Consider the following 18,905-nt stretch of genomic DNA (forward strand, 5'->3'; position numbering starts at 1 on the left):
ATGGAATTACGCGCTGGTCGCGACTGCCCGCTGGACTACCGCCTGCCCGCGCAGGCGTTCGCTGCGCAGCCGCTGTTTAGCTGCGAGACGCTGTATGTAGTCGGTGGCTTGTATGGCAATCGTCAAGCCTTGGCAGCGCTACAGCGCCGGGCTCAATCCGAGCCGCAAGCGCGGGTAGTCTGCAACGGTGATGTGCACTGGTTTGATTGCGACCCCCAGCTGTTTATGCAGATCGAGGATGGTTTGAGTGCCTACACCTTGCTGCGCGGCAATGTTGAAACCGAACTCGGGCGCGACAGTGATAGCGGGGCGGGTTGTGGTTGTGCATATCCAATGTCGGTTGATGACAGCGTGGTCGAACGCTCGAATGCCATGCAACAGCAACTCAACCACACCGTGCAAGGTCTGCCCGGAATGGCTGCACAGCTAGCGGCGCGACCAGCAACTGCGGTGGTTGAAGTGGGCGGACGGCGTGTGGCTGTCAGTCATGGCGACGAGCAATCGCTGGCGGGCTGGCAGTGCTCGCGTGAGGCATTGAGTGAGTCTGAGCGGCAGCAGGCGTTGGATCAGTGGCTGCAAGACTGCAAGTGTGAAGTCTTGGCCACCAGCCATAGCTGCACTGCGGCTGCTATTAACCTGCAACATGGCGCCGTTATCAATAATGGCGCAGCGGGAATGCCGAACTTCAGCGGTGGTCGTTATGGTGTGATCACGCGCATTGCCACCACGCCACATGCAGCAGCGCTGTACCGCGCTGAGCGCAACGGTTTGTTTATCGAAGCCTTGGCGCTGAATTACGACCACGAACGATTTATCAGTGACTTCGATCGCCAGTGGCCGGCATCTAGCCCGGCGGCGCTGTCGTATCGCTCACGTATCCAAGGCCAGGCACTGTTACCGGTGTCGAGCGCTTTACTGGCGGGCTTTAGCCTGTGTCAAAGCCTATGCGCCATGGAGGCGCTTAACTAATGAATACCCGCAAAATATTGTTAATGGGCGTGATCCTGGCGCTGCTCGGTAGTTTCTTTGTTTTCGACTTGGGCCAATACCTGAGCCTGGACGCGCTTAAAGCTCAGCAGGCATCACTGAATGCGCAGGTCTCGGCACAGCCGCTGCTGGCAGCGGGTGCCTTCTTTGTTATTTATGTCGCGGTGACCGCATTGTCGTTGCCCGGTGCAGCGTTGATGACCCTGCTCGGCGGTGCATTGTTTGGGCTCGGGGAAGGCTTGCTGCTGGTCTCATTTTCCTCGGCCATGGGCGCTACATTGGCCATGCTCAGCAGCCGCTTCTTGCTGCGTGACTGGGTGCAAAAGCGCTTCGGCAAACGTTTGGCGAGTATTGATCAAGGGATTGAACGTGAAGGTGCGTTCTACTTGTTCGCTTTGCGACTGGTGCCGCTGTTCCCATTCTTTCTGATCAATCTGGCCATGGGCCTGACCCGCCTACCGGCACGCACGTTCTGGTGGGTCAGCCAATTGGGCATGTTGCCAGGCACGCTGGTCTACGTGAACGCCGGCCGTGAGCTGGGCAAAATTGACTCGCTGAGTGGAATTCTCTCACCGGGTTTGATCGGTGCATTTGTGCTGCTCGGTATTTTCCCGATTATCGCGCGCAAGTTGCTTGGCTTGATTCAGGCCCGGCGCATCTACAAGAACTGGATTCGTCCAGATTCTTTCGATCGCAATCTAGTGGTGGTTGGCGCAGGTTCTGGCGGCTTGGTCAGCGCTTATATTGCGGCGGCGGTGAAAGCCAAAGTCAGCTTGATCGAAAAGCACAAAATGGGCGGCGATTGCCTGAATACAGGCTGCGTGCCGTCGAAGGCGTTATTGCGTTCGGCCAAGTTTAACGCTGAGTTGAAAAAAGCGGATGCGTTAGGTTTTCGCGCGGCACATGCTGAAATTGACTTCCCGGCGGTGATGGAGCGCGTACAGCGGGTTATCAGTGATATTGAGCCACACGACTCAGTTGAACGTTACACCGGCCTGGGCGTTGAAGTGATTACCGGCGAGGCAAAAATTACTTCGCCGTGGACAGTTGAAGTCAACGGTCAGACATTGAGTGCACGCAGCATGATCATTGCCGCTGGTGCACGGCCTCTGGTACCAAATATTCCAGGGATTGATCAGGTGCAGATGTACACCTCTGACACCGTCTGGAATTTGCGTCAGCAACCACGGTGGATGTTGGTGTTGGGCGGCGGGCCAATTGGTTGTGAGCTGGCGCAGGCGTTTCAGCGTTTGGGCAGCCAAGTGATTCAGGTTGAACTGGCTGACCGTTTGCTGCCGCGAGAAGATGCGGATGCCAGCGAGCAGGTATGCAATAGCCTGCGTAACGATGGCGTCGATGTGCGCTTGCAGCATAAAGCCGAGCGCTTCGAGTTGGTTGACGGCGAGCAACGTATGATTGCGCGGCGCATGGATACGGGTGAGGAAGTCACCATCGCGTTCGACTGCCTGTTGTTGGCGTTGGGCCGGGTGGCGAATGTCAGCGGTTATGGCGCTGAAGACCTCGATCTGACGGTACGCCCAAACGGTACGCTGGAAACCGATGAATACCTCGCTACGCGCTTCCCTAATATATACGCGGTGGGCGATGTAACCGGGCCTTACCAGTTCACTCATGTGGCTGCGCATCAGGCCTGGTTCGCGGCGGTTAATTCACTGTTCAGCGGTTTTAAGCGGTTTAAAGTGGATTATCGGGTGATTCCGTATTGCACCTTCACCTCGCCAGAAGTCGCAAGGGTGGGTTTGTCCGAGACTGAGGCTAAAGCACAGGATGTAGTCTATGAAGTCACCCGTTATGAGATTGATGATCTCGACCGCGCGATTGCGGATGAAGCTGCACATGGTTTTGTCAAAGTTCTCACTGTGCCGGGTAAAGACCGCATTCTTGGCGTCAGCATTGTTGGTGAGCATGCCGGTGAGTTGTTGGCTGAATATGTGCTGGCGATGAAGCACAATCTGGGTTTGAACAAGATTCTCGGCACCACGCACAGCTATCCAACCATGGCCGAGGCGAATAAATTCGCCGCAGGTGAATGGAAGCGTGCCCATGCGCCGCAAGGCCTGTTACGTTGGGTTGAGAAATTCCATGGCTGGAGGCGCGGTTGAGACACTCGCTCAGTGCTGTATTGATTGCCTGTGTATTGGCGCAGGCATCTTGGGTTCAGGCAGCTTCAAACCCGTCAGATAACCAGCTACAGGCTTGGACATCCGGCCCGCCAACGGGCGAGTGGTCAAGCCCTTGGCGGCTGGCGGATATTCCCAAGCTGAAACCTTCGACCCGCACCCTTGAAACTCAGGATGGTCGACAGGTTTTGCATATCAAGGCTGATGCAGCGGCGGGCGGTTTGTTGCATCCACTGGACCTTGCTGGTGACAAGCCGTGGATATTGAGGTGGCAGTGGCGCACTGAAAAGCGATTGAGCAAAGCGGCATTTGCCACGCGTGATGGTGATGATTACAGCGCACGGGTGTATGTGCTGCTGGATTATCCGCTGGATAATTTACCCTTTTTGACCCGGCAAAAAATCCGTTTGGCACGCACCTTCTATGACCCGGACCTGCCCGCCGCGACTCTAGCTTATGTATGGGATAACAAAGCGGCGCCCGGTGCCCATTCACGCAGCGCCTATACCGATCAAGTGGAGATGCAAGTACTGCGTGGTCCGGAAGCGCCACTCGGTAAGTGGCTGGACGAAAAGCTCAACCTGCGTGCTGATGCGATTGCCGCCTTTGGCAGTGCGCCGCAGCGGATCATCGGCGTGGTGTTTGCTGCGGATAGTGATAATACCGGTGAATCGGTTGAGAGCTATTTTGCTGCACCGACCTTGAAGCTTGAAGCGCAATAAAACACAGCGGCAACATCCGCTGTGTTTTATTTGAGCATTACAGGCGAAGCTTAAGCCGTCTGTGTTTCTGGATTTTCCTGGGCCTGGTCTTTGCGCTGCCAACGATTAGCGCGGCTGAAGGTGCCGAAGTCGTTAAAACGAACGCCTGCCTCACGCATCACTTTATGGGCGAAAGGTACGCTCAGTTGGCGAATGTAGAAGGGCTCCTTTACCACGAAGTGATGGATCGCGTGGCTGCTGCCAAAGTTGAAGCAGAACGCTTGTAGCGGCCACATCCACCAAGGGTTCAGCACTTGGGTTTGCTGTATTACATTGCCCAGTTCTACGTCGCCGTAATAGTGCATGTTAGAGCTGACAAAGTGCAGGCAGAAGGTGCGCAGTACATTGGGGCCGACCAATACCACCACCGCAATATTCACTCCATGCATAAACTGCAGGGTGCTGGCCGACCAGTCGATCGGCATGCCGAGGCCGCTGCTGAGAAGATCAATGGCGTGGAAGCCGAGGAACAGATACCAGATGCCCCAGTTGAGCAATGCCAACGGTGCGTAAACCATCAATGAGCGCTTGAGGATTTTCCCGCGAATCTCGGCTGTAGGTGCGCGAACCGCGCGAATAACGGTAGACATGACGTTATCGCCAACCATTAACAAACGTGCAATTCCCCACGGTTCGCCGTTGGTAATGGCGCGCTCTTCGATATCCTGCTCGGTGCCGGAAACCTTGTGGTGATTAAGGTGCAGGTGGCGTCTGACCCACGGGTTGATCGTGCTTGGGCGAGCCATCCACACCAGCGCCATCATCAGGTTGTGCGGGATGCGTTGCTTGCGAAAATACATTGAGTGAATCAGGTCGTGTTCAAGTTCATGGGTCAATGATGCAAAAAACGCATTCAGTAACAGGCATACCCACCATGCCATATAGCCGCCGATGTACAGTGCTGCAGAGCCGATCATCCCAAGCAGGGCAAAGGTCAGAATCCCAGCACCCAAGGCATCTTGGTGCTGTAAAACCGGAAAACGCTGACGCAGCTCAACGCCATGCGCCATCACTGTTTGGCGAATATGCGCTGATCGTTGCTGATCATTCATCGCGTCAACGCTTGCAGAATTGTTCGACATAACCCCATCCTCTAATTATTGGCCGCAAAATGTCTTAAGGTGAGTTCAGTGATCTTGCTGGCAGCACTTTCAGTGACCTTAACCTTGCGCCATTTGTTGTGTGTGTGCCCAACCGAGTACGCCAACCTGTTGACTGGATACGCCAACCTGCATGACCCATGAAGCGACTACCCTAGCCAGTTGGACCCGCGCACTGCGTAAGCAGCTGGATGTGTTGGGGCTTGATAGCGAGCAACTGTGCGCACAGGCAGGGTTTGAGCCCGGCGCGCTGGATGATCCCAATGGACGTTGTCCGCTGTCGGCCACTACGCGGCTCTGGCAGTTGGCGGTTGAGGCCAGCGGTGATCCGGCGCTGGGTCTTAAAACCTCGCAGTTTGTGAGCCCGACGACCTTTCATGCGCTGGGCTATGCGCTGATTGCCAGTTGCAGCATGCGTGAGATGTTCGAGCGTACAGTCCGCTACTACCGTGTTGTCAGCGATGCAATGGAGCTGGAACTACGCGAATGCGCGGACTGTTATGAGTTCCGCTTTCTCACTGTCCCCGGCAACCTTGCGCCTGCGCCCGAGGCGCTCGATGCATTTGCGGCAATCTACGTGCGCAGTTGTCGTAATCGGTTGGGGCGCGACTTTGCGCCCTTGGCGGTTTATTTGCAGCGGCCTGAGCCTGCTGACCCCGAGCCTTGGCATGCGGTGTTTCGTGCTCCGTTGGTTTTTTCTGCAGCCGAGAACCTATTGCGCTTTGCAAAACCTGAATTTGAGCAGCAGCTTGAGGATGGTAACCCTGAGTTGGCTGAGCACAACGAGGTGGTGCTTAAGCGCAACCTGGAGCAATTGCAGGGGCCGCACTGGGTACGCAAGGTACGCGCTCGCCTGCAAGCACAATTGCCCGAGGGAGAGCCCTCGGCAGAGCGCATTGCACAAGCCCTGCACATGAGCTTACGCAGCCTGCAGCGGCACTTGGCTGACGAAGGTACAAGCTATGAGGCTGTACTTGCTGAGACTCGTCATGCGCTGGCTTTGCAACATATACGCGAAGCCAATTGCTCTATTAGTGAAATTGCCTATTTACTTGGCTTCTCAGATGTCAGTAGCTTTAGTCGCGCTTTCAAGCGCTGGACTGGACAGGCGCCGAGCCAATACCGCGAGACTCTCAAGAATGACTAAAAAGCGTTATGAATGACTACGATTTAATCTTGGTCGGTGCTGGCCACGCGCACCTTGGGGTATTGCGCCGTTGGGCGATGCTTGAGCGTCCGCCAGGACGTATTGCTTTGGTCAGCGCTGATCCGCAAGCCTGGTATTCAGGGATGCTTCCCGGTTTACTTGCTGGCCGTTTTTCAGCACAGGATTGTGCTGTTGAACTGCAGCCGATGTGTCGAGCTGCCAAGGTCGATTTAATCATCGCCCAAGTCGAATCGATTTCCGCCGAGCAACGCAGGGTGACGCTCACTGAGGGGCGCGGGCTAAACGCTAATTGGTTGTCGCTCAATGTTGGCGGGCAAATTACTTCTTTGGCGCAACAGGGCGATGCTATGCACTGCCTGGCAGTTAAACCCTTTGCGCAGTTCCTGGCGGGCTGGCAACAATGGCAGCAGTCGCCCAAGCCATTAGCCATTATCGGCGGTGGCGCCGCAGGGGTTGAGCTGGCATTGGCGCTTGCCGATAAAGTGCCGCAGTTATCGCTGTTTTGTGCGGGTAAGTTGCTGGCTGGGCATAGCCCTGGGCTGCATCTGCGGGCGATCGGTGCGCTACGCCAACGTCGAGTGCGGCTACGTGAATACAGCCCGGTAAGCCGCATCGAAGGCGACCAGTTATTCAGCGAGGATGAGTTGGTTTGGCGCGGCGAGCGGGTGTTGTTGGCAACGGGTGCGCAAGCATTACCTTGGCTTGGGCAAAGCGGCTTGCAGTGTGATGCGCGCGGTTTTGTGCAAGTTCTGCCAACGTTGCAGAGTCAATCACATGGGCAAATCTTTGCAGTAGGCGATTGTGCAAGCTTACCCGGCGTCCGCAAAAGCGGTGTTTACTCGGTACGTCAGGGGCCAGTATTGGCGCATAACCTGATGGCCGCACTGCGTGAGCAGCCATTCAAAAACTACCGCCCGCAAAAAAACAGCCTGGCACTGCTGGCCACGGGGGATGGTGGGGCGTTGCTGGCGTGGCGCGGGCTCAGTGCGAGCGGACAAATCTATGGTCGCTGGAAGGATTACCTCGACCAGAGCTTTATTCGTCGGCATAGATTTTCGGGATAACTGACGCCGAGTGTTCGATTGTTTAGTCTGAAATAATCTGAACATGTAAAAAATCTGCTTTAACAAACATTGTGCGCTGTGCCAGTCTTCAGCTCTATGAGTTCGCCAGCGCTTCTTTCTAGCCAGACCGTATTTGTTCCGTTGTCACGGGAACGGCTCTGCTTTGCTGCAAACCGGGTGAACCCTCTCTTCCCAAAAATTCTTGCCTTCTGGGCGCTTTGGCACTGCCGACATGCGCGCCCTCCCGATGGGGCTTTCGCCACGACCTGCTAACCGTCTGCACGCTTCGTGCATTCGCCGGTTATCGATCCTCCGCAGCCATCATACGCTGCTGCTCTATTGCTTATCCCGCCTGCCTATTGGCAAGTGACCTATGCGCACTGCTGCGCTATCGAGATCCCATGCAATTTGCTCACGTGCAAGAAGCTGAAAAATTTCTAGCTGATAATTCTGATATCGAGATGTTTGAGTTATTCATTCTCGACGCAAACGGCGTGCCGCGTGGCAAGCTGTTGCACCGTGATGAGTTACTCGCGGTGTACAAAACCGGACGGCCACTGCCGAGCACTATTCTGGGTTTGACCATGAATGGTGATGACGTTGAGGACTCGGGTTTGGTCTGGGAGGTAGGCGATATTGATTGCCGCGCCTATCCGTTATCCGGCAGCTTGACCCGTATGCCTTGGCGGCAAATTCCGACTGCTGCGGTGCAGGTCAGCATGCACCCAACAGAAGGCTTGCCAGCCACTGTCGCTGATCCACGGCATCTGCTGGTGCAGGTGATTGAGCGTCTGAAGGCAGACGGTTATCACCCGGTCATGGCCTGCGAGCTGGAGTTTTATCTGCTTGATCAGAAGCGCGATGCGCATGGTCGCCCGCAACCCGCTCTGGATGTTGACGGCGGTCGTCCGCGTAGCACACAGGTCTACGGTTTGCGTGAGCTGGAGCAGATTGAGCCCTTTCTGGCTGATCTCTACAGCGCCTGCAAAACCCAAGGTATTCCGGCGCGCACAGCGATTTCTGAATATGCACCGGGGCAGGTTGAAATTACCCTGGAGCATGGCGATGCGCTAGAGGCCATGGATCAAGCTGTTCGCTACAAACGCATCGTTAAAGGCGTCGCCCACAAGCACGGCATGCAGGCCTGCTTTATGGCCAAGCCTTACGATGATTTGGCCGGTACCGGAATGCATATGCACGTCAGCCTGGCGGATGGGCAGGGCAACAATCTCTATGCCAGCGAAGATCCAGCGGGTACGCCACTGCTGGCCATGTCCGTGGCGGGGATGCTCAGTGCCTTGCTCGACTCGTTGCTGTTGTTCTGCCCGAACGCCAACTCGTATCGCCGCTTTCAAGCCAATAGCTATGCGCCTTTAGCGCCAACTTGGGGAGTGGATAATCGCACCGTCAGCCTGCGCGTGCCGGGCGGTCCAGCGAATACCCGTCATGTCGAGCACCGTATTTGTGGCGCGGATGCCAACCCTTATCTGGCTGCTGCGGCGATACTCGCAGCGATTCATCACGGTATCCGTCAGGAGCTTGATCCGGGCGCACCGGTCACAGGCAATGGCTATGCGCAAGCCACAGAACTGCTGCCAACTGATTGGCTGACCTCTTTACGTGCGCTTGAAAAATCAAGCTGGGCACGTGAGGCGCTGGGTGGCGAATTTCTTGATGTGTACATCGCGGTTAAGCGCGAAGAGCATCGCCAATTCATGGCTGAAGTGGGTGAGCAAGATTGGCGCTGGTACTTAACCAACGCTTAGTTTTTAGCTGTAACCACTGATTCGTGCGTAATGCTGCGGCAGCCGATGCTGCGGCAGTCGATGCTGCGGTAGACGTTGATGCGTCAGCGGTCGTCAGGCCAGACAGTTTTAGTAAGGGTTTTGTATGAATGCTCAAGTAGATGTTGTGACCCCAGCAGCTGAGCGCTGCAAGTCGTATTACACGGCCACGCTTAATCAAGAAACCAATTATCCGACCCTGCAAGGTCAGGTCAGTGTCGATGTGGTGATTATTGGCGGCGGCTTTACCGGTGTTGCCAGTGCGGTTGAACTGGCGGAACGGGGTCTGAAAGTCGCGATTGTCGAGGCCAAGAAGATTGGCTGGGGCGCAACAGGACGCAACGGCGGTCAAGTCACCGGTAGCCTGTCGGGCGATGGCGCCATGCGTAAACAGATGCGCAGCAAGCTCGGCAGCGAGGTCGATGATTTTATCTGGGGACTGCGCTGGCGCGGTCACGAGATTATCAAGCAGCGTGTGGATAAGTATTCGATCGCCTGTGACCTCAAATACGGTCACCTGCACGCTGCCTACAAACCTAGCCACATGAATGACTTAAAGGCTGATTACGAAGAAGCGTTGCGCCGTGGTATGGATGATGAGCTGACGCTGCTGGACCGCAGTGCGATGCGCAAGCATCTCGACAGTGAGCTGTATTACGGCGCGATCAAGAACATGCGCAATATGCACTTGCACCCACTGAACCTGTGTATTGGTGAAGCCAAAGCTGCCGAAAGTCTAGGAGCGTTGATTTTCGAGCATTCAGAAGTGCTGGAAATTATCCACGGTGATAAACCCGCGGTGGTGACCGCGCAAGGCCGGATCGATGCAAAACAAGTGCTGCTGGCTGGCGATGTGTATCACCAACTGGAGCCGAAAAAGCTCAAGGGCATGATTTTTCCGGCCATGGGCGGAATTGTCACCACTGAGCCGCTTGGTGAATTGGCGGATCAAATCAATCCACAAGACCTGGCCGTGTATGACTGTCGTTTTGTTCTCGACTATTTCCGCCTGACTGCTGACAAGCGCCTGCTGTTTGGCGGTGGTGCCAATTACTCTGGGCGCGACTCGCGTGACATTGCCGCAGAGCTGCGTCCGGGCATTGAGCGTACATTCCCTAAACTGAAAGGCGTTGATATCGACTTCCAGTGGAGTTGCGCCATGGGTATCGTGATTAACCGCATTCCACAGCTGGGCAAGCTTTCTGACAACGTTTGGTATTGTCAGGGTTACTCAGGTCACGGCATTGCCACGACGCACATCATGGGTGAAGTCATGGCGAATGCGTTGACCGGCAGTTTGGAGAAGTTCGACACCTTTGCAGGCTGCTCGCACATTAAAGTGCCATTTGGCGATGTATTTGGTAACCCGATGCTGGCAGTCGGGATGTGGTATTACCAACTGCTTGAGAAACTGCGCTGATTCAGGATTGTCAGGTTATGATCTGCATAGTGACCCTAGCTACAGCGGAGAATAATAATGAAAACTCTGGTCGATCATCTGGCGCAATACGCGGCGTACCACCGCGATCAGCGAAATATTATCAGCCACTTTATCGGTATCCCGATGATTGTATTGGCCGTGGCGGTATTGCTGTCACGTCCAGGTGCTGAGTGGCTCGGGTTGTGGTGGTCTGGCGCAGCACTTGTAAGCCTTGTTGCAGCCGTATTTTACCTGCGGCTTGACCTGCGTTACGGCCTCGCCATGAGCGTCGGGCTGCTGCTGTGTGTCTGGGTGGGTGCGCTGCTGGCGCAGCAAAGTACAGCGGTGTGGTTGAGCTCGGGTATCGGCCTGTTTGTTATCGGTTGGCTGATCCAGTTTGTTGGGCATTATTTTGAAGGCCGCAAACCGGCTTTCGTCGACGATGTCATGGGTTTGGCAATCGGGCCGCTGTTTGTGGTGGCTGAAGCGACATTCCTGCTGGGATTACGCACTGAGGTTGAACAACAAGTCGTCGAGCGCTCCGGGCCGGTAAGACACCGGAGCGGCCAACAGTCGATTTAATACCCTCGATTTAAGCGCTGGTGGACAAACTTGGCGTTGTCCACCTTACGGCTGTGCGGCGACAGAAGGGGTGGTCAGTTGGCGATCCATCCAGTTTTGCGTCAGCGTGCGTGAGTGTCGATCAACTGTAATCGGTGCGAATGGCTTGCCCGAAACACTCTGCAGGGTATTGCTCTTGCTGTTCATGTCGGCGAGTGCGCTTTTTAGGTATTCCCAGCGTGCTCTGAGTTTGTTCTGCGCCGGGTCGTCGCTTGAGCCAAGGTCATTGAGTTGACGATCAATCTTTGGCAGCAGAATACGTTCGTCCTGCCCTAAGTAAGTGTCGGGCTGCTCGCGGGCAATTTCAAAAGTGCCCATATAAGAGCGACTCAGGTATTGCACCGCAAGGTATTCAACCTCAACAGGCAACTCGTTATCACTGCCTTGTGGCATTTGTCGCGCCTCATGCAGAAACTCACGTAGCGCTTTGCTAAGTTCCTGAGGATAACGCCATGGCACATTGTCTTCGCTGGGGCCATAGGAAACACCGTTGCGCAATTGGGTAACAAGCTCTGTGCGCGTGGTTATCAGGCTTTGGCTAGGCTGGGAAATAGCTTGCATGGCGCCATTTAGAGCCTGCAGATCATTTTCCAGGCGCTGTTGGTGGGTCTTTTGAAAGCCTTCGCCACGCAACAATAGCAAGCTGCTGGTGGCGCGACAGGCATATACCTGAGCGAGCTCGGCGGGGCTGAGCGCCGCCGCAAAAGTAATGGTTGGGAGGCTCGCCATGAACCCAATGATTAATATAAAAACATTAGTAGTCAAAAGCTTGGAACGCATTCCGGGGTGCTCCTTATTATTTTTGTGAGCAGTGCGGATAAGACTTTGCGCAGCAATACGCAGGGTTGTTGGCGTCAATTAAGCGGCTGTAGACCCTTGGTATAGATTACTTTTCTGAGGGTGTTATGAAATTAGCCGAAAGAGTGATTTCATCGAGCATTTAGGGTTAATCGTGCGACCGTTTCGATTGCACGGGTTAACAGCGTTGACTGTCAGGGCAATGCTTTAGGCTCGGCGCTGCTAATTGGCTCTTGCGATGCGTAAATGCAGCGGTCGCGGCCATCGCGTTTGGCCTGCAACAAGGCTGCGTCTGCTCGGTTGAGCGTTTGTGAGTAGCTTTCATCGCTTTGGTGCTCTGCTACGCCGAAGCTGGCAGACACGCTCAGCAGCTCAGTGCTGACCCGTACAGCCAGTGTGCGCAGGCCGTTGCGCACGCGCTCAATAACCAGCTCTGCCGCGCTCAAATCGGTGTCGGGCAACAGAATCAGGAACTCTTCGCCGCCCCAGCGTCCGCAAAGGTCATAGCCACGCACCTCGGCCTGTAATACGCGAGCTATCTCTTCGAGCATGCGGTCGCCGATATCGTGACCCCAGGTGTCGTTAATTTGTTTGAAGTGGTCTACGTCAACCATCGCCAAGACAAATGTCTTGTTTTGGCGGGTGGCCCTGGCAACCTCTTCCTTGAGCCGTTCAATCAACATCCGGCGATTGGCCAGGGAGGTCAGTGGGTCGCGGTTGGAGGCTTCTTTCAGGGCGAGGTTGAGGTCGCGCATCATTTGTTGGTAGCGGTCAGAAATACGCGCGACTTTTTCCAGTTTGCGCAGTTGCTTGTTATAGCGCTCGGACAACGACAGGTTTTGCTCGCGAGCCAGAGATTGATAGCCATCAGAGATTCGCGCAATACGTTCGATGCGACCTAGATGCTCAATATTCTGCTGGTGCAGGCGCTGCAGTGCATCACGTAGTGGGTGATCCGCATAAGCAGGATCAGCCAGCAGGCTTTCTATCAGCAGATCTAGGTCGCGCTCGCGGTTCATACCTTACTCGTCTAACGTGCTGATAGTGAACGCAAATGTACAGTCTTCCCGGAACTCTTCAGCGAGTTCCGCGACACGCTCGTTACGGCTGTCGTAAAGCCAGGTGACACTCACTTCCCGGCCCTGGTTATGCGCCTCTTCAAGCAGGTCGAAGATGTCCATCATGGCTTTGATCGAACTGGTATTGAGGTACAAAAGCCTTAGTTGTAGTGCTAGAGGGCGAGGTTCTTGCCCCAAAAAACGCTCAACCCATTGAATGACCTGATCGTACAGCTCAAAAGAGTTCTCGGGATAAGAATCGCCTTGCATTGCCAGCACACCAGCTACCCAGTCACCATGAATGGCCGGGGTAGATTGGGTGCTAGCGATATTAAGTTCGCTCATGGTTTTACTCTCAATATCCTTATTTCAAATGACCACGCTAAGACTGAAAAAAGCTCTGCCGTCTTGTTGCTCGCGCAAGCTGGTGCGCAGGGGGACGCTGGATTTACGGGCAATATCCAGTAAACCAAGGCCCGCACCACTACTGGCACCTTCTTCGCGCGGTTTGCGCAGCTGTTCTTTATAGGCGGCTTTGAGCTGAACTTTGTCTAGCGTAGATAATCGTGCGACAAAGTCGACCAGCTTCCGGCCGTCGTCAAGCGATACCAGGTTACCTGCCGACACTACATAGCGGCCTTCTTCATCGCGCGAAATGGCTACGGTGGCAGAGGCGTCTTGGTCACTAAAACCCTTCTGGGTCGCATAATGCCTGATGTTTTGCGTCATCTCGATGTAAACCGCAAATACGTCCATTGCCGCCGAAGGTTTGGCTTGTTCAGCCTGCATATAATTACGCAGTGCGTTGCCGATTTCTTCGATCAAGCTGCGTGATATCGGGCCATTGAAGCAAAGCATGACGCGCTGGCGATTGTAGCTTTCACGCATTGCAAGTAGGTCTAACGATTCCATAGGCGCCCTTGTTATTGTCTGCTCTCATGAATATGAGGGGAGCTTATCGGTCCGCCTCTTTCTACCCGGCATTTCAATTTTACAGCTGGCTGTTCTGGTCGAAGCGAAAGGACAGCACGGTGATGTCATCACGTTGCGGCAACTCGCCTTGATACTCTGCGAGTATTGCTGCAAATAGTTCAGCTTGCTCAGCTAACGGTAATCGGCCATGTTTTTTCAGCATAGCGGTGAACCGCTTATTGCCAAATCCGAAGCCATGTTCGCCGCCCGCCTGGTCGAGAAATCCGTCAGTGCACATGTAGTAGGTCCAGCCTGGGCTTAATGCCAGCTCGATGTTCTGGTATTCGCCTTTACGTTTGTCACCCAACGCTCTGCGACCACCACGCAACTCCTGGACCGCTTCGCCGTCAGTGGCAAACAGGCCAATCTTGGCCCCAGCAAATAATAGTTTGTTGTGGCTGGGATTAACCCAGACCAAACCGGCATCGGTATTGGTGGCCAGTGCACGAGATAATTGTGCGTCACCCAGCATGCCCCGCAGCGCCAGGTCTGTTTCGCGCAAAATAGCCGCAGGATCATCCTCGCCAGCAACACCAATAGCGTGGTCGATAGCCGCGCGGGCGAGCATGGTCATCAGCGCCCCAGGGACACCGTGACCTGCGCAGTCGAAGACGCCGAGCAAATAGCCGTTGGGGTGTTCGCGATACACATAAAAGTCGCCACCGACCGTATCGCGAGGCTGCCAAAGGACAAACTGCCGCTGACCGAGCGACGCACTGAGCTGGCGATCTGGCAGAATCGCACGTTGGATCAAGCTGGCGTAGTCGATTGAGTCATCAATCTTCTTATGTGCTGCGACCATCTCCTGGTTTGCCTGCTCCAGCGCATGGGTACGCTCTTGCACTTTGCCTTCCAGTTCTCGTGTGTGCTGCAACACTTGATCAGCCATGCTCGAAAATGCTTGAGTCAGCTCGCCAATTTCATCGTTACGAGCATCGGGAAGTGGCTCCTCATAATGGCCAGCAGCAATGGCCAAAGCGGATCGGCGTAGCCCCTTGATTGGTCTTACCACCAAGCTTTCAACGGCGTAGGCAAAGCCTAGTAAAAGCACGGCAAGCAGGGCGACAAAGCTGATCAGCAGTAACCATAACCAGCGGCTATCGACGACATTGGCAGCCTGCAGGTCAACCGAGGTCATGACATACCACTTGAGTGGTTCGATGTAGGTAAGTGCCAGCAAACGCGGCTTGCCGTTAACCATCGCGTCCATGGTTTTGACCCGATTCGGTTCGGTTAGCGCCTGCAGCATGATCTGGCGCAGCAATTGGCGATCGTCGCGATTACTCAGGTATTCGAAGATGTCGTGGCCGTTTACTGCGTTGCTGTTTACTGCGTAATTATTCTTAGGTTGCGCCTGAATAATGCCATCGTGATTAAACAGCATCGGCGTGATGCCCGGTTCGGTTCTGGCGAACAGCTCATCAATAAAGGGTTTGAGGCTCAACTCGCTGCCAGTGATGCCGAGAAGGTTGTTCTGCGCATCGCGAACCCGCACGTTGAAGCGGATCTTGCTGGCGTTATGCTGCTCGTCTACCTCAATGCTAAGGCTGTAGTCGGTTGGGTCTTCACGCAGGGCAAAGTACCAAGCGTCTTTCGGATCATTTGCGCTGAGGGTGTAACGGCGTATCTGACTGACTGGGCTGTTTTCATCGTTGCGATAAAGGTTCAGTGATGAGTCAACAATGATGAAATAGGACTTATCCAGAAAATCGCTGCGAAAACCTTCAGCCTCATCAAAAAAACGCGTTCGGTGTACCGAGATGCTTTCGTCTTGCAGCCACAGCCGGGTGCCGAGGGAATTAGCCAAGCGTTTTGATAATGCCAATTCACGGCTTAAGGGCGCCGCAATTTGCTGACGATGGAGGAGGGTGAAGTTACGTGCGTAGGCTTCACCAAAATGACCACGAATATCGCCAAGCGCGCGCCAGCCAAAAAGTGCTGCCGGTACAAGTGCAATAGCGCATGCAAGCAAGACTGCGAGCGCAGACTTACTCCGTAATCCCCATTTTGCAGCCATACGCTATGTCCTTTAGCCGCGGAGCTTTTGTGAGCTACGCGCTTTATAAATAGTGTTGGCGGTAGACCGGCAATTATAGCGTTTGCTTGAAAGTCGCAAATCTCTGGCTTAGAGACGTAGATCACAAATAAGTGATGCAGTTGGGCGGAAATGCGACAGGTTTTTGGATAAAAGAGCTTTGTGCGTCAGTTACAAGTGACGGATGAAAAACTCATCCACCTTTGCATCTGTCCGAAAGGGTTGGCATCCAGCGGCGTGCAGGTGCGCTAATCAGTCTGCGCTGAGCAGTGATACTGACTTGATTTGCAGCCACACCTGTTGCTGCGGCCAGAGCTTTAGCTTGTCGAACGAATAGCGGGTGATTCGCGCCACAATTTGTTCATCGCCCACCGTCGCATGGACCAGCACCTGAGCTTGATCCTCAACCGTCACGGTGCTGATGATCTGTGCTGGAATCAGGTTGAGAATACTGCTGGCATCGGCTTTTTGCAGGCTGATACTGACGTCCCGCGCCTTAATCTTGACCCTTACCGGTTGGCCATTTTCAAGCATCGAGTGAGGCAGTTTAAGTAGGCTATCGCTGCCGTTTAAGCGAATACTCAGCAACTGATAAGTCTCGTCGTAGTGGTTGACGTGCCCATCAACCACCGCTTCGGCGTCAGCCTCGAAAATAAACGGTAAATCATCACGGATCAGCGTCTGCTTTAGCGGGCCAGCGGCTTGTACCTGACCTTCTTCGAGTACGACCAGGTGGTCAGCCAAACGGCCAATTTCATCTGCGGAATGGCTGACATAGATGACTGGAATCTGCAGCTCTGCATGCAGACGCTCCAGATACGGCAGTACTTCAGATTTGCGCTTGGGGTCGAGCGCGGCCAAGGGTTCGTCCATCAATAGCAACTCGGGGCTACACAGTAGCGCCCGGGCGATGGCCACGCGTTGCCGTTCACCGCCCGAGAGTTTGTCGGGCATGCGTTGTAGCAAATGGCTGATGCCGAGCAACTCGACGGCTTGCTGCAGAGGGACTTTGCGCTGCTCGCGAGCGATACGTTTCAAGCCGTATTGAAGATTGCCCTGCACACTCAGGTGCGGAAACAAATTAGCATCCTGGAAGACGTAGCCAATCGCGCGTTTATGAGGCGGTATGAACACGCCATTTTGGCTGTCTTGCCAGACTTCGCCATTGACCTTCAGATACCCCACCTCGGGTTTTTCCAACCCGGCAAAGCAACGCAGGCAACTGGTTTTCCCTGACCCTGAGTGGCCAAAAAAACCAGTGACGCCGGCGCCTGGAAGTTGTAAATCAACATCCAAAGTAAAGCTGCTGTGGGCAAGTTTGAAGCGCGCTTGAATAGGCCCGCAACCCGAGGCCTCTGCTTTATCCAGCGCGGAGTGCTTGCTCATGATTGCCAGCTCTTATTCGTCTGGCGGCTAGAGTACAGCGCGAGCAGCACAACAAACGAAAACAGCAGCATTCCACCCGCCAGCCAATGCGCCTGAGCGTATTGCAGGGTTTCGACATGATTGTAGATTTGCACTGACACAACCTGGGTCCTGTTTGGAATATTGCCGCCAATCATCAGCACCACGCCAAACTCACCGACTGTGTGCGCAAACCCTAAAATCGAGGCCGTAATAAAGCCCGGGCGTGCCAGCGGAATGACCACTGAGAAGAATGTATCCAGCTTGCTTGCGCGCAGTGTCGCCGCGGCTTCAAGGGGAGCATTACCAATCGACTCGAAGGCATTTTGCAGGGGTTGCACAACAAAAGGCAGCGAGTAAAACACTGAGCCGATCACCAGCCCGGTAAAGCTGAATGTCAAAATCCCCAGCCCCAGACTTTCCGTGAGTTGGCCGATGTAACCATTGGGACCGAGGGCAATAAGCAAATAAAAGCCGATAACGGTCGGTGGTAATACCAGCGGCAATGCGACGATGGCGCCAATGGGGCGTTTTAACCATGAGTGTGTTCGTGCCAGCCACCAAGCGATTGGCGTGCCAATGAGTAGCAATAGCACGGTGGTTAGCGATGCCAGTTCAAGGGTTAGCCAAATGGCGCTCAGGTCGTCTTTGCTAAGGGGCATTACGCTGGCTCAGGTCTCAAATCTTGTAGCCGTAAGACTTGATGATCGCCTCGGCTTTAGGGCCTTGCAGGTAATCAGTCAGGGCTTTGGCTGCCGGGTTGTTTGCGCCTTTCTTGAGGATCAGTGCGTCTTGTTTAATCGGCTGGTAGTAGGACTCAGGCACCAGCCAAGCTGAGCCGCTGGTGATCGCGCCATCTTTATACACCTGCGACAGCGCAACAAAACCCAGCTCAGCATTGCCGGTTGAGACGAACTGCAGGGTTTGAGTGATGCTTTGGCCCTCAACGATCTTTCCCTTGAGGCTATCAGTCAGGCCGAGCTTGTCTAAGGTTTCAGTGGCTGCTCGACCGTATGGCGCGGCTTTTGGGTTCGCCATCGCCAAATGTCTGAACGTATTTTTCTTGAGTACAGCGCCTTGCTCGTCTACGTAAGCGGATTTGGCTGACCATAAAACCAGAGCGCCGGTGGCGTAGGTAAAGCGTGAGCCAGCAACACTATTACCCGTTTGTTCGAGCTTGGTTGGGGTCGTGTCATCAGCGCTGAAAAACACTTCAAACGGCGCGCCGTTGTTGATTTGCGCAAACAGTTGGCCAGTAGCACCGAATGCGGGGACAACGGTGTTGCCGGTGTCTTTTTCAAACTCGATTGCGATCGCCTTCATCGGCGCGGTGAAGTTGGCCGCAACGGCGACATGAACCTCATTGGCTAGGGCATGAGTGCTTAGTGCGCCAATAACGATGATGGCGCATAGCGCGTCGAGGCGAGGGCGGATCATGGACTTCTCCTGAGGTGTGGCGATCGCTATAGACAAAAATATACAGCGGTTTTCAGAATGAGGCCCAAATTATTTCCAGTGTAAGCGTCGGCCAACGGTCAGACGTCCATATTCTAAGCGTGGTCATCTGCGTTTCATCAGTCTGTCATCTCCAG

At 54.6% G+C, this 18,905-nt stretch carries 17 protein-coding genes; 8 read left to right on the forward strand and 9 right to left on the reverse strand.

The genetic code is table 11. The features are described from left to right. From B9K09_RS01195 to B9K09_RS01205, 3 genes are read left to right on the forward strand one after another with little or no spacing between them, the layout of a single operon-like run. Nucleotides 1-969, forward strand: coding sequence for a metallophosphoesterase (locus tag B9K09_RS01195; protein WP_087515132.1), 969 nt, complete (start codon nucleotides 1-3; stop codon nucleotides 967-969). After that, nucleotides 969-3,110, forward strand: coding sequence for an FAD-dependent oxidoreductase (locus tag B9K09_RS01200; RefSeq protein WP_087515133.1), 2,142 nt, complete (start codon nucleotides 969-971; stop codon nucleotides 3,108-3,110). Before B9K09_RS01195 ends, B9K09_RS01200 begins: the two co-directional genes overlap by 1 nt. Further along, nucleotides 3,107-3,850, forward strand: coding sequence for a DUF3047 domain-containing protein (locus B9K09_RS01205; protein WP_157699313.1), 744 nt, complete (start codon nucleotides 3,107-3,109; stop codon nucleotides 3,848-3,850). Before B9K09_RS01200 ends, B9K09_RS01205 begins: the two co-directional genes overlap by 4 nt. A 50-nt stretch (nucleotides 3,851-3,900) precedes the next feature. On the opposite strand, the gene B9K09_RS01210 is transcribed toward B9K09_RS01205, so the two are convergent. Further along, nucleotides 3,901-4,971 (reverse strand): fatty acid desaturase, encoded by a 1,071-nt coding sequence (locus tag B9K09_RS01210; protein WP_087515135.1) that lies wholly within the window; start codon nucleotides 4,969-4,971, stop codon nucleotides 3,901-3,903. Nucleotides 4,972-5,122: 151 nt separating this feature from the next. Here B9K09_RS01210 and B9K09_RS01215 point away from each other — a divergent pair, with 151 nt between their 5' ends. From B9K09_RS01215 to B9K09_RS01235, 5 genes are all read left to right on the forward strand, one after another. After that, complete coding sequence (locus tag B9K09_RS01215; RefSeq protein ID WP_087515136.1) at nucleotides 5,123-6,136, forward strand: AraC family transcriptional regulator; 1,014 nt, start codon at nucleotides 5,123-5,125, stop codon at nucleotides 6,134-6,136. Between the two features lie 8 nt (nucleotides 6,137-6,144). Next, nucleotides 6,145-7,221, forward strand: a complete 1,077-nt coding sequence (locus B9K09_RS01220) for an FAD-dependent oxidoreductase (RefSeq protein ID WP_087515137.1) — start codon at nucleotides 6,145-6,147, stop codon at nucleotides 7,219-7,221. Nucleotides 7,222-7,622: 401 nt separating this feature from the next. After that, nucleotides 7,623-8,987: a glutamine synthetase family protein gene (locus tag B9K09_RS01225; RefSeq protein WP_087515138.1), complete on the forward strand. Its 1,365-nt coding sequence runs from the start codon at nucleotides 7,623-7,625 to the stop codon at nucleotides 8,985-8,987. A 124-nt stretch (nucleotides 8,988-9,111) separates the two neighbouring features. After that, nucleotides 9,112-10,425 (forward strand): FAD-binding oxidoreductase, encoded by a 1,314-nt coding sequence (locus B9K09_RS01230; protein ID WP_087515139.1) that lies wholly within the window; start codon nucleotides 9,112-9,114, stop codon nucleotides 10,423-10,425. A gap of 57 nt (nucleotides 10,426-10,482) precedes the next feature. Beyond that, nucleotides 10,483-11,007: a DUF962 domain-containing protein gene (locus B9K09_RS01235; RefSeq protein ID WP_087515140.1), complete on the forward strand. Its 525-nt coding sequence runs from the start codon at nucleotides 10,483-10,485 to the stop codon at nucleotides 11,005-11,007. A 45-nt stretch (nucleotides 11,008-11,052) separates the two neighbouring features. On the opposite strand, the gene B9K09_RS01240 is transcribed toward B9K09_RS01235, so the two are convergent. The 8 genes from B9K09_RS01240 to modA all read right to left on the reverse strand — a co-directional run bounded on the left by B9K09_RS01240 (nucleotide 11,053) and on the right by modA (nucleotide 18,750). Beyond that, nucleotides 11,053-11,826 (reverse strand): hypothetical protein, encoded by a 774-nt coding sequence (locus B9K09_RS01240; protein ID WP_087515141.1) that lies wholly within the window; start codon nucleotides 11,824-11,826, stop codon nucleotides 11,053-11,055. Between the two features lie 212 nt (nucleotides 11,827-12,038). Beyond that, nucleotides 12,039-12,863 carry a biofilm regulation diguanylate cyclase SiaD gene (siaD, locus tag B9K09_RS01245; protein WP_087515142.1) on the reverse strand — a complete coding sequence of 275 codons (825 nt, stop codon included), beginning with the start codon at nucleotides 12,861-12,863 and terminating at the stop codon, nucleotides 12,039-12,041. A gap of 3 nt (nucleotides 12,864-12,866) precedes the next feature. Next, nucleotides 12,867-13,247: a biofilm regulation phosphoprotein SiaC gene (gene siaC, locus B9K09_RS01250; protein WP_087515143.1), complete on the reverse strand. Its 381-nt coding sequence runs from the start codon at nucleotides 13,245-13,247 to the stop codon at nucleotides 12,867-12,869. 24 nt (nucleotides 13,248-13,271) lie between these two features. Then, on the reverse strand, nucleotides 13,272-13,814 hold the full coding sequence (siaB, locus tag B9K09_RS01255; RefSeq protein ID WP_087515144.1) for a biofilm regulation protein kinase SiaB: 543 nt from the start codon (nucleotides 13,812-13,814) through the stop codon (nucleotides 13,272-13,274). Nucleotides 13,815-13,893: 79 nt separating this feature from the next. Then, nucleotides 13,894-15,891 carry a biofilm regulation protein phosphatase SiaA gene (siaA, locus tag B9K09_RS01260; protein ID WP_087515145.1) on the reverse strand — a complete coding sequence of 666 codons (1,998 nt, stop codon included), beginning with the start codon at nucleotides 15,889-15,891 and terminating at the stop codon, nucleotides 13,894-13,896. A gap of 270 nt (nucleotides 15,892-16,161) precedes the next feature. Then, nucleotides 16,162-17,295 (reverse strand): molybdenum ABC transporter ATP-binding protein, encoded by a 1,134-nt coding sequence (gene modC, locus B9K09_RS01265; RefSeq protein WP_087515146.1) that lies wholly within the window; start codon nucleotides 17,293-17,295, stop codon nucleotides 16,162-16,164. Further along, nucleotides 17,292-17,975 (reverse strand): molybdate ABC transporter permease subunit, encoded by a 684-nt coding sequence (gene modB / locus B9K09_RS01270; RefSeq protein ID WP_087515147.1) that lies wholly within the window; start codon nucleotides 17,973-17,975, stop codon nucleotides 17,292-17,294. Before modB ends, modC begins: the two co-directional genes overlap by 4 nt. A 16-nt stretch (nucleotides 17,976-17,991) precedes the next feature. Further along, a complete protein-coding gene (modA, locus tag B9K09_RS01275) occupies nucleotides 17,992-18,750 on the reverse strand; it encodes a molybdate ABC transporter substrate-binding protein (RefSeq protein ID WP_087515148.1) in 759 nt (252 codons plus the stop codon). Nucleotides 18,751-18,905: the final 155 nt, after the last annotated feature.

This window comes from Pseudomonas sp. M30-35 (assembly GCF_002163625.1).
GTDB lineage: Bacteria > Pseudomonadota > Gammaproteobacteria > Pseudomonadales > Pseudomonadaceae > Aquipseudomonas.